Source organism: Dolomitihabitans soli (assembly GCF_022213955.1).
GTDB classification, from domain to species: domain Bacteria; phylum Actinomycetota; class Actinomycetes; order Streptosporangiales; family Streptosporangiaceae; genus Streptosporangium_A; species Streptosporangium_A soli.
Genome location: NZ_JAKNTW010000013.1, coordinates 270,455 through 283,988 on the forward strand (window position 1 = coordinate 270,455; position 13,534 = coordinate 283,988).

The following is a 13,534-nucleotide window of genomic DNA, read 5'->3' on the forward strand; positions in this document are numbered from 1 at the left end:
TCTTGTCCAACTGCAAGGAGACCACGCCCGTGAGTGCTGAACTGAGGCTGATGGCAGTCCATGCGCACCCCGACGACGAGTCCAGCAAAGGCGCCGCCGCCATGGCGCGCTACGTCGCCGAGGGCGTTGACGTGCTGGTCTGCACGCTCACAGGTGGCGAGCGCGGCTCGATCTTGAACCCGAAGATGGATCGCCCCGAGGTGCTCGCCAACATCGGCGAGGTGCGCCGCGGCGAGATGGACCGCGCCCGCGAGATCCTCGGGGTCTCGCAGCGATTCATGGGTTTCATCGACTCCGGGCTGCCCGAGGACGAGAACGAGGCGCTGCCGGAGGAGTCCTTCGCGGTGCAGTCCCTCGAAGTGGCGTCCGCCCCGCTCGTGGCGGCGGTGCGGGAGTTCCGGCCGCACGTGATCCTGACCTATGACGACGACGGCGGTTACCCCCACCCCGACCACGTGATGACGAACCGGGTCTCGGTCGAGGCGTTCGACGCGGCGGGCGACCCCGACCGCTACCCCGGCACCGGCGACCCGTGGCAGCCGCTCAAGCTCTACTACCAGATGGGCTTCACCAAGGCCCGGTTCGAGGCGCTGCACGAGGCGATGAACGACCGCGGCCTCGGCTCGCCGTACTCCGACTGGATCGCGCGCTGGGAGGACCGCCCGGAGAAGTGGCCCGTCACCACGCGCGTCCCGTGCGCCGACTACTTCGCGGTCCGTGACGAGGCGCTGCTGGCCCACGCCACGCAGGTCGACCCCGACGGCTTCTGGTTCGTGTGCCCGCGCGACGTGCAGATGGAGATCTGGCCGACGGAGGACTTCCACCTCGCCCGGTCGCTGGTCGACACCACGCTGCCCGAGGACGACCTGTTCGCCGGGATCCACGCCGACGAGGTCTCCCCCGCCTGCCACTGACGCGACCGCCGGGGGTGGGTGGCAGACTGGGTCATGTGACTGTATTCGCCATGCCCGTCGGGGACGTCAGCCCAGGTCTGCTGGGGTTCCTCGTCGTCGCCGCGATGGGCTTCGCGCTGTTCCTGCTCGTCAAGTCGATGAACAAGCAGATCTCCAAGATCGAGGTGCCCAGCGAGGCCGACCTCGCCAAGGAAGACCGGGAACACGGCGAGAAGTCCCGCGAGCCCAACGGCGCCCATTGATGGCCCTCGATCCGGACGAGGAGTTCATCGAGGTCGCCGACCGCCGCGAGGCGTCGCGCTTCGAGGTCTCGGTGGACGGCGATCTGGCCGGTTTCGCGGACTACCGGCTGCGACCCGGCAAGATCGTCTTCACCCACGCCGAGATCGACCCCCGCTTCGAAGGCCGCGGCCTGGGGGGCCGGCTGGTCGCCGCCGCCCTCGACGCCAGCCGTACGGCGGGCCTGTCCGTCGCGCCCGTCTGCCCCTTCGTCGCGAGCTACATCAAGCGCCACCCCGACTACCTCGACCTCGTCGCCCCCGACTACCGCGACTCGGTGACCTGACCCACCCGGGCCATCACTCCCCCGGGCTCACTCGGGCGAGGCCCAGGCGCGTTCCAGCGCCTTCGGGAGGCCCCACCAGCCGAGCGGCGTCAGCACCTCGTCCTTGTCGACGATGCCCAGCTCGGTCCAGAGCGGGATGACCGAGGTGAACAACATCTCGGTGGCCTCGATGTCCTCCGGGTCGTCGATCTCGACCTCGATCTCCTCCGACTCCGCGATGAACCGGGCCACCCGCTCGGCGGAGGCGAGGACTCCCGGGCCGCGCCGCGCCAGCGCGGCCACCGCGGCCAGCCAGTCGGCGTAGTGGATGGCGCACAGCGCGGCGAGGATGGAGTCCTCGTGACTGAGCTCACCCTCCAGATCGGTGAACTCCTCCAGCGTGTCGTCCTCCTCCGACAGGTCGGAGATCGGTCCGGCCACGCCCGCCGCGACCGCCAGCCACAGGTCGGTGTCGTCGGCGGGCACCGCGTCCTCGAAGCCCGCGCACGCGCTGAGCACGTTGCCCGGATAGCCGGGGCAGGACAGCACCTCGCGCAGGCGCGCGGCGGCGGCGCCCAGCTCCCGCGCGGGGAACGGGGGCTCGGGCAGTTCGCCGACCACCCGCCGCAGCTCGTTGAGCGCGAACGCCTCCTCCTCGTCCATCGCGTCGAGGAGTTCCTTGTCCTGCTCGTCGGTGACCGCGAACATCGGCACCCGGCCGTCGGGGAGCGGCTCGACCAGCCAGCGCTCCTGCAGTTCCTCGTACGCCAGCCGCGAGGTGGGGTCCTCGAGCACGAGGGCGTCGGGATCGATCCGCCCCGCCGCCACCCGCTCCTCCAGGTAGGCCACCATGAGGTCGAACATCTCCGCGGCGACCTCGCCGCGCTCCTCCTCGTCGGGCCAGATGAAGAAGGTGCGGGTCAGCAGGATCGGCTCGGTGCCCGTCGCCTCCACCCAGTGCTGGACGTCGCCCACGGTGGCCGAACCCGCCTCGATCGCGCCGAGCGTCGCCTTCGCCGAATCCCAGAACGCGACGGAGAGCGGATTCCCCGCGCCCAGCATCGCGCGACGGAGGTCGGGCAGGGCGACGAGCGCCACTCCTGACGGCACGGCCAGCAGCGCACGCGCCACATCCCTGCGGGTCAGCGCATTGGAGGAGCGACCGGCGTGCGCACAGACAAAGTCTAGATCCACACAACCTGAGACTACGCCTGTACGGCCCGCACCACACCCCCAGGGCGACGCGGGCCACGCGGATAGGCTGGGAACGTGAATCGGCTGAAGAACGCGACGAGCCCCTATCTGCTCCAGCACGCCGACAACCCCGTCCACTGGCACGAATGGGGCGAGGAGGCGTTCGCGGAGGCAGGCCGGCGTGACGTGCCCCTGCTGGTCTCCGTCGGCTACTCGGCCTGTCACTGGTGTCACGTGATGGCGCACGAGTCGTTCGAGGACGACGCCACCGCCGCCCTGATGAACGAGCACTTCGTCAACGTCAAGGTCGACCGTGAGGAGCGGCCGGACGTCGACGCGGTCTACATGGGCGCGACCCAGGCGATGACCGGGCACGGCGGCTGGCCGATGACCGTCTTCACCACGCCCGAGGGGCACCCGTTCTACACCGGCACCTACTTCCCCCGGCCGCAGTTCCAGCGGCTGCTGCTGGGCGTGGCCGGCGCGTGGCGAGACGATCGCGCGACCGTCGTCAGCCAGGGATCGAAGATCGTCGAGGCTCTCAACGAGCAGGCCGCCTTCCCATCGGGGCCGGCGCCGGGCACGTCCACCCTGGCCGAGGCCGTGACCGACCTGGCGGGTTCCTTCGACGCGGTCAACGGCGGCTTCGGCGGCGCGCCGAAGTTCCCGCCGTCCATGGTGCTCGCGTTCCTGCTGCGGAACGGCGGCGAGGGAGCCGTCGAGATGGCCGCCGCGACGCTGGACGCGATGGCCAGGGGCGGCATCTACGACCAGCTGGGCGGCGGCTTCGCCCGCTACAGCGTCGACGCCGAGTGGATCGTGCCGCACTTCGAGAAGATGCTCTACGACAACGCGCTGCTGCTCCGCGTCTACACCCAGTGGTGGCGGTCCTCGGGTTCGGATCTGGCCAAGCGGATCGCGCTGGAGACCGCCGACTGGCTGCTCCGCGAGATGCGCACCCCGCAGGGCGGCTTCGCCTCGGCGCTCGACGCCGACAGCGAGGGCGTCGAGGGCAAGTTCTACGTGTGGACCCCCGAGGAACTGGTCGCGGTGCTCGGCGAGGCCGACGGCGCGTGGGCCACCTCGGTGTTCGACGTCACGGGCACCTTCGAGCACGGCTCCTCGGTGCTGCGGCTGCTCGCCGACCCCGACGACGGCCCGCGCCTGGCGCGCGTCCGCGCGGCGCTGCTGGCCGCCCGCGCGGACCGGGTACGGCCGGGCAGGGACGACAAGGTGGTGGCCGCCTGGAACGGCCTGGCGATCGCCGCGCTGGCCGAGACCGGAGCGGTCTTCTCCCGGCCCGACCTGGTGGCGGCGGCGCGCTCGGCGGCCGTCCTGCTGGAGGAGGTGCACCTCGACGGGGAGCGGCTGCTGCGCACCTCGCGCGACGGGCGCGTCTCCGCGAACGCGGGCGTGCTCGAAGACTACGCCGACGTGGCCGAGGGTCTCCTCGCGCTCTACTCCGTGACCGGCGAGACCCGCTGGTTCCACCGTGCGGGCGCGCTGCTCGGGGTGGTGCTCGCCCGCTTCGCCGACGGCTCGGGCGGCTTCTACGACACCGCGGACGACGCCGAGCGGCTCTTCCAGCGCCCGCAGGACCCGACGGACAACGCCACGCCGTCCGGGCAGTTCGCCGCCGCGGGGGCGCTGCTGTCGTACGCGGCGCTGACCGGCTCGGCCGTCCACCGGGACGCCGCCGAGGCGGCGCTGGGCACGGTGTCGGTGCTGGCGGGCCGGCACGCCAGGTTCGCGGGCTGGGGGCTGGCCGTCGCCGAGGCCGCGCTGGCCGGTCCGGTGGAGGTGGCGATCGTCGGTCCCGATGACGACCCCGCCACCGACGCGCTGCACCGTGCCGCGCTGCTCGCCGACGTCCCCGGTCTGGTGATCGCCCGCGCCGCGCCCGCCGGTGCCGCCGAGGTGCCACTGCTGGAGGCCCGCGGCCTGGTCGCCGGCGCTCCAGCCGCCTATGTCTGCCGGCGTTTCGCCTGCCAGGCACCGGTCACCACGGTGTCCGACCTGACGGTTCAGCTGACCCGCTAGCCGATCTTCCCGTTCTTTACCTACCTGTAGGCATGCTGTGAACTCCGCCGTCGACGCGGGTTGGGCCCGGATGATGTGCTACGACTGGGACCGAACTGTGTGCTGAGTGAGGAACTGGTCGTTTGATGCCTTTCCGCGCAGACACAGTGAAATCGGAAATCATCGCAGAGAAGGCACGGTGTATGCGGATCTTGGTGCTCGGCGCTGACGGTTATCTCGGTTGGCCCACGGCCCTTCACCTGTCACAAGCCGGTCATGACGTCGCCGTCGCGGACAACTTCGTCCGCCGGCAGTACGACTTCGAGCTGGGCATCGACAGCCTGGTGCCGATCGAGTCGCTCCAGACCCGGGTCGCGGCGTGGCGGGAACTGACCGGGAAGCCGATCGAGACGTTCGTGGGCGATCTGACCGACGCGGACTTCACTTATCAGATGATCCGCGACTTCCGCCCAGAAGCCGTGGTCCACTTCGCGGAGCAGCGTGCCGCGCCGTACTCCATGATCGACCGTAAGCACGCGGTCTACACGCAGGTCAACAACGTGGTCGGCACGCTCAACGTGCTCTACGCGATCGCCGAGATCGACCCGGACATCCACCTCGTCAAGCTCGGCACGATGGGCGAGTACGGCACGCCCAACATCGACATCGAGGAGGGCTGGCTGGAGCTGGAGTACAAGGGCCGCAAGGACCGGGTGCTCTATCCCAAGCGGCCGGGGTCGTTCTACCACCTGTCCAAGGTGCACGACAGCCACAACATGGAGTTCGCCTGCCGGATCTGGGGGCTTCGCGCCACCGACCTCAACCAGGGTGTCGTCTACGGCCAGCAGACCCCGGAGACCGCGCTCGACGACCGGCTGGCGACCCGGTTCGACTACGACTCCGTCTTCGGCACGGTGCTGAACCGCTTCGTCGTGCAGGCGGTCCTCGGCCACCCCCTGACGGTCTACGGCAACGGCAGCCAGACCCGGGGGATCATCGACATCCGCGACACGGTGCGCTGCATCCAGCTCGCCTGCGAGAATCCCGCGGACCCCGGCGAGTTCCGGGTGTTCAACCAGATGACCGAGTCGATGTCGGTCGCGGGCATCGCCGAGGTGGTCGCCGAGCACTTCCCCGGTGAGAGCACCGTCGACCACCTCGCCAACCCCCGCGTCGAGCGCGAGAACCACTACTACAACGTGACGCACACCGGTCTGGTGGAGCTCGGCCTGACGCCGCACCTGCTCTCGGACACGCTCATCACGTCGCTGTTCGACATCACCAAGCGCTACGCGGAACGGGTTGACCTGGGCGCGATGCAGCCGAGCATCGACTGGCGCGGCGCGCGTGCCGGGGCGCCCCGGTGAGCCAGGAGGAGGGCGCGTTCGCGCGCGCCACCGGGCGGACGGCCGAGAGCGAGGACGGCGGACCCGACAAGCCCCGCTACCGGCGCTACCAGTACGACCTGATCGCCCCGCACTGCGGGGGCAGCGTGCTGGAGGTGGGCGCGGGGCTGGGCGAGTTCGCGGCGCAGTTCACCGGCAAGGAACGGCTGGTCGTCTCCGACGTCGATCCCGACGCCGTCGAGGTCCTGAAGACCCGGTTCGCCGGGCGGCACGAGGTCGAGACCGTCCAGTTCGACCTCGGCGCGGGCGCGTGCCTGGAACGCCCGGTCGACTCGGCGGTGGCGATCAACGTCCTCGAACACTTCGAGGACGACGCCGGGATCCTCACCCTGCTCGCCCGCTCGGTACGGCCCGGCGGCACGATCGTCCTGTGGGTGCCCGCCTACCAGGCGCTGTACGGCGACTTCGACCGCCGGGTCGGGCACTTCCGCCGCTACACGCCCGCCACCCTGCGCGACGCCGCCGTACGGGCCGGGCTGCGCGTCGAGTCGGCCCGGCCGGTCAACCTGCTCGGCGGCCTCGCCTGGTGGGCGGCGGTCCGCCTGGGCCGGGCCGGCACGCCCAAGGCCGGGGCCGTCGGCGTCTACGACCGCTTCATCGTGCCCACGACCAGGGTGCTCGACCGCATCCTGCCGATCCCCTTCGGACAGTCCGTGGTGGGGGTCATCCGCGTCCCGCACGACCACCGGCCCGCCGACCGTGACTGATCTTCGCCACCTGATCCGGGGATCCGTTCCCCGGATCTTCACGCGGTACGCGATCGGGTCCGTGGTGGCGGCCGTGGTGACCGAGGCGGTCCTGCTGGTGACCTACGGGTTCGGCCTGCTCGGCCCGCAGGCCGCCTCCGTCGCGGCGTGGGCGTGCGGGGCGACGGTGAACTACGTGCTCAACCGCCGGTGGGCCTGGCGCCGCACCGGCCGGGCGAAGCCGCTCCGCGAGCTACTGCCGTACTGGCTGGCCGCGCTGGCCAGTCTCGGCGTGTCCACCTGGGCGACCGGGGCGGCCGACCGGCTCGCCACCACCCTCTTCGTGTCGGACGGCCCGCGGGTGGCCTTCGTCGGAGCGGTCTTCCTCGGCGTCTACGGGGTGCTGTTCATCGCGAAGTTCGCGCTCTTCCACTACTTCGTCTTCGCCGACCGGCCCGGTGCGGACACCGACCCGGAAACCGGCGCTGAACCCGGCACTGAGACCGGTGCCGACATCGGTGCCGACATCGGTGCCGGGGAGGATCGGCGTTCCCGCCACCAGGTTCCCAGGACGACCCGGGAGTAGCGGTAGCCGTAGACGAGGTTGCCGCCCTTCTTGGTGCTCCCGGCGGCCCGCAGCCGCATGGTCGCCGGGACCTCCACGATCCGGTAACCCCGCGCGATCACCCCGATGAGCAACTCGGACGACTGGTACTGCGGTTGCCGGAGCTCGACGGCCCCGGTGACCTCCGCGCGCATCGCCCGCAGGCCGAAGGAGGTGTCGGTGACCCGCTGGCCGGTCAGCCGGCTGATCAGCCACGCGAACACGTGCACGCCGAGACGCCTGACCAGGTCATGGGTCTCCTGGCGGCCGAGCAGCCGGGAACCGGTGGCGAAGTCGGCCTCTCCCCGCGTCACCGGCTCCAGCACCCGCCGCATGTCCGCGGGGTCGTACTGGCCGTCGGCGTCGGTGGTCACGATGTAGGACGCGCCGCCGGCGCGGGCGATGCGGTAACCCAGGCGCAGCGCCGCGCCCTGCCCCCGGTTCACCGGGACGTCGCAGACCAGCGCCCCGGCACGGCGGGCCACGGCGGCGGTGTCGTCACTCGCGCCGTCCACGACCACGATGGTCGCCGTCTCCAGCCCGTCGATCAGGGCCGGGATCTCCTTGAGGACCGCGCCGATGCCCTGTTCCTCGTTGTAGGCGGCGATGACGATCGCGATCGGCGGCAGGTCGCCGCCGTGCTCGGCGGTGAACGCCGCCAGGGCCGCGTCGTCGATGTCGTGCCGCGTCACGTCGGAGGTGCTCATTCCGCGGCCTCGCCTGTCTGCTCCGCGAACTCCGGCCACACGGTGGCCATCCCGTCGGTCAGCTCGTAGCGGGGCCCGTAGCCGAGCGACCTGGCATGGGAGATGTCGAGCACGACCGCCGGCATCTCGCCCGCCTTGGCCGCCACCCGCTCGACCGGGATGGGCGCCCCGGTGACCTCGCGGGCCGCCTCGATGAGGTCGTTGACGCTCACCGAGTGACCCGACCCGACGACCACCGGCCCGCTGACGCCGGTGCGCCAGGCGAGCAGGACGGCCTGGACGATGTCGTCGACGTGGACGTAGTCGCGCAACTGGGTGCCGTCGCCGTACACCTGGACGCCGGTGCCGCCGGCCGCGGCCCGCATCAGCCGGGGCACGAAGCTGTCCTTGTGCCGCATCCCCGGGCCGTAGACGTTCGCGAAGCGCAGCGCGCAGGCCTGCATGCCGTACACCCCTGAGTAGGCGCTGAGCAGCATCTCGGCCGCCGCCTTCGTCGCGCCGTAGGGGGTGAGCGGGCGCAGCGGCAGCTGTTCGCCGATCGGGGTGCCGCCCACGTCGCCGGTCACCGCGTTGGTCGACGCGAGGACGAACCGGGGCACCTTGTGCTCCCTGGCCAGCTCCAGCAGGCCGGCGGTCACCTCGACGTTGACCTGGTAGGTGCCGGCCGGGTCCTCGACCGAGCGGAGCACCGAGGTCACGGCGGCGAGGTGGATCACGGCGTCGAGGCCGTCCGAGACGGCGGCGCGCCGTACCTCGGGGTCACGCAGGTCGCCCACGACGCTGCGGACGGCGGCGGCGGGATGCGCGGAAAGGTCGGCCACCACGACCTCGGCACCCGCCGCGAGCAGGGCGGCGACGACGCGCCTCCCGATGAAACCCGACCCTCCGGTGACCAGCACCCGGGCCCCGTCAAGCTCCGGCATGCACGTCTCCCTCTCCACCGGCTTGCCCTTCGACCATATCGGCCATGAGCGGATCATCGTTCGAGCGGGTCAGGTGTGGAGAGCACATGAACAGGGACCTTACCGCTGATCCCGTACGCTACGGTTTTCGACCGAGACGCACCGACCGGCACCTATGGGCACCGACGAGACGAGAGGGCGGCTGTGACCCCTGTACTGACGATGGGGCTGCCGCTGCTGGCCGGCTTGGCGCTCGCACTGGTGGCCGGACGCCGGGGATGGGCGCCGCCGCTGTGGGTCGCGCTGGGCGTCGGTACGGTCCTGCGACTCGTGCTCATGGCGGTGGCGGCGCAGGACCCCGTCCAGGCGTACGACTTCGACCAGGATTTCCGGCAGGCGGCCGACACCGTGCTCGACGGCCGGAACCCGGCCATGCACATGCGTGAGGGAGGCTGGCACTTCCTGCCGCTGCTCGCCTACGTGCTGGCCGCCCAGCGGGAACTGGGCGAGTTGCTGGGACTGTCCTGGAACGTGGTCGGCCGGATCGTCCCCGTCCTCGCCGACCTCGCGCTCATCCCGCTGGTGGCCAAGCTGGCCACCGAGCGCCGCTCGCTGCGCGCCTTCCAGTACGCCTGCGCGCCCCTGGGCATCATGGTGAGCAGCGTCCACGGCCAGTTCCCGCCGCTCACCCTGCTCCTCGGCGTGGCCGCGCTGGTGGCGGCCCGCGGCAACCGCGTCCACCTCGCGGGCCTGCTCATCGGTCTCTCGGTGACCTGCACCAACTGGTCGGCCCTGCTCATCCCCGGCGTACTGCTGGCCGTGCCCGGGGTGCGGAACCGGCTGGCCGTGCTCGGGTGGACGGCGGCGGTTCCCGCGGTGTTCCTGCTCAGCAGCACGGTCGTCCTCGACACGCGGATCGAGCAGCTGCCCGACCTGGTGCGGGCGATCCTGTCCACCCGGCCGGTGGCGGGCGACTGGGGCTGGACCGCCCTGGCCACCGGAGGCATCCAGACCGTCTCCCCCGTCCTCGGGCAGATCGGCATGCCGGTGCTCGTCATCGGGCTGCTCGCGGCGGGCTGGTGGTGGCGGCGGGCGGACCCGGTCGATCTGACGCTCGTGCTGCTGCTCGTCTTCCTCATCGTGACCTACCGGCTCGGCGCGCAGTACCTCATGTGGCCGATGCCCTACCTCATCGCCAGGGTCACCCGCGGCACCTGGCCGGCCGTCATCACCGCCGGTCTGTGGGCCGCGGTCGGCTACCTGCGCCCGTACGAGCTCCTGGGCGTCGGCTGGTGGCACGCCCACATCTGGTGGGCGTTCTCCTCGTTCCTGGTCATCCCATTCCTGATCCTCGCGCTGCCGTGGCAACGGCGGATCGCCCCCGCCGCGCCCGAGGCCGGCCCGGCGGCATCCCCGGAGGAACGTCCACCCGCGTCGATGCGGAGCTGACCACCCCGGCAGGACACGGCCGGCGGACGACAGCAGGCCGGTCTCGTCAGGTCGGCGCTCTCGACGGACGGCGTCGGCGCTCAGCCGACGGACGGCGAGCGACCGGTCGCGTCAGTCAGCTGCCCCTCAAGCGGCCCGTTGGGTCAGTTGGCGGGCGGCTGGAGGTCGGTGGGGCGGTCCGGCGCTGTGGGCTGCGGCGCCTCCGGGCCGGCGTCGGGCGGGCCGGTGTCCGGCGGTCCCGTGTCGGGCGGGGGCGTCACGTCGGGGGACTCCGGGCCGTCGTCACCGTCGGGCGGGCCGTCGGTGGGCTCCTCGCTGGGGATCGGCGGCGTCTCCGGGACGGTCTCCGTCGGCTGCGGGTCCGGGACGACGGGGATCTCCTGGCCGTCGTCGCCGTCGTTCCAGGAGTCGTCGGGCCGGTCGTCGCCGTAGGTCTCGCCGTAGCCGCGGTTGGACGGCTCGGGGAAGGTCTTGACGGGCTTGCCCGCCATCGCCTCGGTCATGAACGCCTGCCAGACCCGGGCCGGCAGGCTGCCGCCGGACAGCTCGCCGTACCCGGGGATGACCACGGGCTTGTTGTCGGCGCGGAACATGTTGACGGCGGTGGCGAGCTGCGGGGTGTATCCCGCGAACCAGACGGCGGCCGACTCGTCGGTGGTGCCGGTCTTGCCGGCGGCGGGGCGGTCGTAGAGCCGGGCGGCGGTGCCGGTGCCGCCCTCCACGACGGAGGTCATGGCGTAGGTGGCGTCGATGGCGGCCTGCTCGCCGAAGGCGCGGGCGCCCGCCGTGGAGATCTCGGTGGTCTTGCCGGACGCGTCGGTCACCGAACGGATCACGTGCGCCTCGTGGTGCATGCCGTTCGCCGCGAAGGTGGCGTAGCCGGACGCCTGCTGGACCGCGCTGACCGAGGCGACGCCGAGCGGGAACGTCGCGGCGCTCTTGTGCGGCGCGAGCTGCGGCCCGGGGATGCCGGCGGCCTGGGCGAGCGCGGCGACCTTGTCCAGGCCGACCTTCTGGCCGAGGTCGACGAAGGCGGTGTTCACCGAGCTGCGGGTGGCGGTGACCAGGTTGACCATGCCGTAGGACGTGCCGCCCGAGTTGGGGATCGGGGTGGAGGCGACCCGCATGGGCGAGTTGCCGTTGACCCTGGTGTCCAGGCCGTAGCCGTTCTCCAGCGCGGCGGCCAGGGTGTACGGCTTGAACGTGGAGCCCGCCTGGACCTTGGCGGAGAAGGCGTTGTCGTACTGCGAGGACTTGTAGCGCCCGCCGTAGAAGGCGACCACCTCGCCGGTCGCGGGATCGACGGCGGCCAGGCCGGTGCGCACCTTCTTCGGCGTGCCGTCCGGCACGACGGAGGTGACGGCCTTCTCGGCGGCGGCCATCAGCTTCTTGTCGAAGGTCGTGGTGACGCGCAGCCCGTCCTGGTTGATGTCCTCGTCGCTGTAGCCGCGCCGGTTCAGCTCGGCCCGCACCTGGTCGAACATGTAGCTCTCCTGGCCCTTGGGGACCAGCGGGTTGACGGGCTTGTCGAGCTTGGGGAAGCGCTGCTCGGCGGCTTCCGCGGGGGTCAGCGCGCCGGTCTGCACCATGGCGTCGACCACCGACTTCCACCGTTCGCGCGCGGCGACGAGGTCGCCTCCCCTGGGTACGGCGAAGCGGGAGGGCTGCTGGATGACGGCCGCGAGGTAGGCGCCCTGGGAGATGGTGAGGTCGGCCACGTCCTTGCCGAAGTAGGCGTCGGCGGCGGCCTGGATGCCGTTGGCGTTGCGCCCGAAGTAGATCGTGTTGAGGTACTGCTGGAGCACCCAGTTCTTGGACTTCGACTGGTCGACCTTCAGCGAGACCATGATCTCTTTGAACTTGCGGGTGATCGACCGCTCCTGGCTGAGCCCGCTGTAGTAGTTGCGGACCATCTGCTGGGTGATCGTGGAGCCGCCCTGGACCTGGTTGCCGCTGACCGTGGACCACACGGCGCGGGCCGTACCGGTGAAGGAGACGCCCGTGTCCTGGTAGAAGGTGCGGTTCTCGGCGGCGATCACGGCCTCGCGGACGTGCTGGGGGACCTGGTCGAGCTTGACGCTCTTGCGGTTGACGCCCTGCTTGGCGAGCACGGTCTTGCCGTCTCGGTAGTAGATCACCGACCCCTGGGCGGTGGCCTCCTTCTGGGCCGCGTCCGGGATGGGGGTCATCGCCCAGGCCACGCCGAACAGCGCGATCAGCGCGGCGGTCGCCGCGCCCACCCCGATGAGCGCATAACGGAGCAGCCGTCGCTTCCGCACGTCGCTCTTCTCGTTGCTCCGCACACGCCCCCCCGACCGCCCGACACCGTCAACCCCCGTCAACTGGGCGGACGTTCAGGGTAAACGATCGATAACGATGCTCGGTCCTCACCTGCGATGGTACGTCGAGCACAGCCCCTGTCGAGGGACATCCGCGACTCAAGGCACTACTCGGCATGGGTGGGGCGTGTCGCGGTCTATCACCTGATCATTCCCAGGTGGGCGACCAGTGCGGCGACCAGTGCGGCGACCAGTGCGGCGACCAGTGCGGCGACTAGTGCGGCGGCTGGCGGGGAACCTCCGCGACCAGCGGGAGGACGCGGTAGGGGACGGGCGTGTCGAGGGCGATCACCGAGGAGGTCCTGACGACGCCCCGGACGTCGACGATCTGGTCGATGACCCGTTGCAGGTCGGCGTTGCTCCTGGCGACCACGCGGGCCAGCATGTCGCCGCTCCCGGTGATGGTGTGGACCTCCAGGACCTCGGGGATGGCGGCGAGCTGGTCGGCCACCGGCTCGTGCCCGCTGACCTGGCGGATCTCCAGGGTGACGAACGCGGTCACGTCGTAGCCGAGCGCGCCGGGGTCGACCTCGGGGCCGAACCCGGTGATCACCCCGCGCGCGACCATCCGGTCGAGCCGCGCCTGCACGGTGCCCCGCGCCACGTTGAGCCTGCGCGAGCACTCCAGGACGCCGAGCCGCGGCTCCCCGGCGAGCAGCTCGACCAGCCGTGCGTCCAGCGGATCAATCGTCATGGTGCACAGGATTCCCCATCCGCTTCTGACCTCATTGAGCATATTGTCCACTCATTTTAGTGTCTGTTGCGCAAAA

At 71.2% G+C, this 13,534-nt stretch carries 12 protein-coding genes and 1 pseudogene; 8 read left to right on the forward strand and 5 right to left on the reverse strand.

The window, feature by feature from the left end; genetic code table 11:
• The first annotated feature begins 29 nt into the window (after window positions 1–29).
• Genes mca through MBA17_RS26535 form a run of 3 tightly spaced genes read left to right on the forward strand, consistent with a single transcriptional unit; the run spans window position 30 to window position 1,479 of the window.
• Window positions 30–914 (forward strand): mycothiol conjugate amidase Mca, encoded by an 885-nt coding sequence (gene mca / locus MBA17_RS26525; protein WP_238499296.1) that lies wholly within the window; start codon window positions 30–32, stop codon window positions 912–914.
• 35 nt (window positions 915–949) lie between these two features.
• Window positions 950–1,156: a large conductance mechanosensitive channel protein MscL gene (locus MBA17_RS26530; RefSeq protein WP_238499297.1), complete on the forward strand. Its 207-nt coding sequence runs from the start codon at window positions 950–952 to the stop codon at window positions 1,154–1,156.
• On the forward strand, window positions 1,156–1,479 hold the full coding sequence (locus MBA17_RS26535; protein WP_238499298.1) for a GNAT family N-acetyltransferase: 324 nt from the start codon (window positions 1,156–1,158) through the stop codon (window positions 1,477–1,479). The genes MBA17_RS26530 and MBA17_RS26535 overlap by 1 nt, the downstream gene beginning before the upstream one ends.
• Before the next feature lie 27 nt (window positions 1,480–1,506).
• Here the strand turns inward: MBA17_RS26535 and MBA17_RS26540 are convergent, their stop codons facing one another.
• Window positions 1,507–2,652, reverse strand: a complete 1,146-nt coding sequence (locus MBA17_RS26540) for a hypothetical protein (RefSeq protein WP_238499299.1) — start codon at window positions 2,650–2,652, stop codon at window positions 1,507–1,509.
• A gap of 75 nt (window positions 2,653–2,727) precedes the next feature.
• Here MBA17_RS26540 and MBA17_RS26545 point away from each other — a divergent pair, with 75 nt between their 5' ends.
• The 4 genes from MBA17_RS26545 to MBA17_RS50570 all read left to right on the forward strand — a co-directional run bounded on the left by MBA17_RS26545 (window position 2,728) and on the right by MBA17_RS50570 (window position 7,349).
• The gene (locus MBA17_RS26545; RefSeq protein ID WP_238499300.1) at window positions 2,728–4,692 is read left to right on the forward strand and encodes a thioredoxin domain-containing protein; all 1,965 of its coding nucleotides are present in this window, start codon (window positions 2,728–2,730) and stop codon (window positions 4,690–4,692) included.
• Window positions 4,693–4,874: 182 nt separating this feature from the next.
• Window positions 4,875–6,038: an NAD-dependent epimerase/dehydratase family protein gene (locus MBA17_RS26550; RefSeq protein WP_238499301.1), complete on the forward strand. Its 1,164-nt coding sequence runs from the start codon at window positions 4,875–4,877 to the stop codon at window positions 6,036–6,038.
• Window positions 6,035–6,784, forward strand: coding sequence for a class I SAM-dependent methyltransferase (locus MBA17_RS26555; protein WP_238499302.1), 750 nt, complete (start codon window positions 6,035–6,037; stop codon window positions 6,782–6,784). Before MBA17_RS26550 ends, MBA17_RS26555 begins: the two co-directional genes overlap by 4 nt.
• On the forward strand, window positions 6,777–7,349 hold the full coding sequence (locus tag MBA17_RS50570; protein ID WP_238499303.1) for a GtrA family protein: 573 nt from the start codon (window positions 6,777–6,779) through the stop codon (window positions 7,347–7,349). Before MBA17_RS26555 ends, MBA17_RS50570 begins: the two co-directional genes overlap by 8 nt.
• A gap of 170 nt (window positions 7,350–7,519) precedes the next feature.
• On the opposite strand, the pseudogene MBA17_RS50575 reads toward MBA17_RS50570, so the two are convergent.
• Both MBA17_RS50575 and MBA17_RS26570 read right to left on the reverse strand, forming a co-directional pair.
• Window positions 7,520–8,074, reverse strand: a pseudogene (locus MBA17_RS50575) (glycosyltransferase family 2 protein); the annotation flags it as partial.
• The gene (locus MBA17_RS26570; protein WP_238499304.1) at window positions 8,071–8,997 is read right to left on the reverse strand and encodes an NAD-dependent epimerase/dehydratase family protein; all 927 of its coding nucleotides are present in this window, start codon (window positions 8,995–8,997) and stop codon (window positions 8,071–8,073) included. The gene MBA17_RS26570 and the pseudogene MBA17_RS50575, both read right to left, overlap by 4 nt.
• Window positions 8,998–9,180: 183 nt before the next feature.
• On the opposite strand from MBA17_RS26570, the gene MBA17_RS26575 reads away from it, so the two are divergent.
• Window positions 9,181–10,425: a hypothetical protein gene (locus tag MBA17_RS26575; protein WP_238499305.1), complete on the forward strand. Its 1,245-nt coding sequence runs from the start codon at window positions 9,181–9,183 to the stop codon at window positions 10,423–10,425.
• Window positions 10,426–10,568: 143 nt separating this feature from the next.
• Here MBA17_RS26575 and MBA17_RS26580 read toward each other — a convergent pair whose 3' ends face one another.
• On the reverse strand, window positions 10,569–12,704 hold the full coding sequence (locus MBA17_RS26580) for a transglycosylase domain-containing protein (RefSeq protein WP_238499306.1): 2,136 nt from the start codon (window positions 12,702–12,704) through the stop codon (window positions 10,569–10,571).
• Between the two features lie 274 nt (window positions 12,705–12,978).
• Window positions 12,979–13,458 (reverse strand): Lrp/AsnC family transcriptional regulator, encoded by a 480-nt coding sequence (locus MBA17_RS26585; protein WP_238499307.1) that lies wholly within the window; start codon window positions 13,456–13,458, stop codon window positions 12,979–12,981.
• Window positions 13,459–13,534: the final 76 nt, after the last annotated feature.

Excerpts from the sequence above, each read along its gene's own strand:
- MBA17_RS26535 (WP_238499298.1), top strand. The coding sequence starts at position 1,156 with ATGGCCCTCGATCCGGACGAGGAGTTCATCGAGGTCGCCGACCGCCGC.
- MBA17_RS26550 (WP_238499301.1), top strand. The coding sequence starts at position 4,875 with ATGCGGATCTTGGTGCTCGGCGCTGACGGTTATCTCGGTTGGCCCACG.
- MBA17_RS26570 (WP_238499304.1), bottom strand. The coding sequence starts at position 8,997 with ATGCCGGAGCTTGACGGGGCCCGGGTGCTGGTCACCGGAGGGTCGGGT.
- MBA17_RS26585 (WP_238499307.1), bottom strand. The coding sequence starts at position 13,458 with ATGACGATTGATCCGCTGGACGCACGGCTGGTCGAGCTGCTCGCCGGG.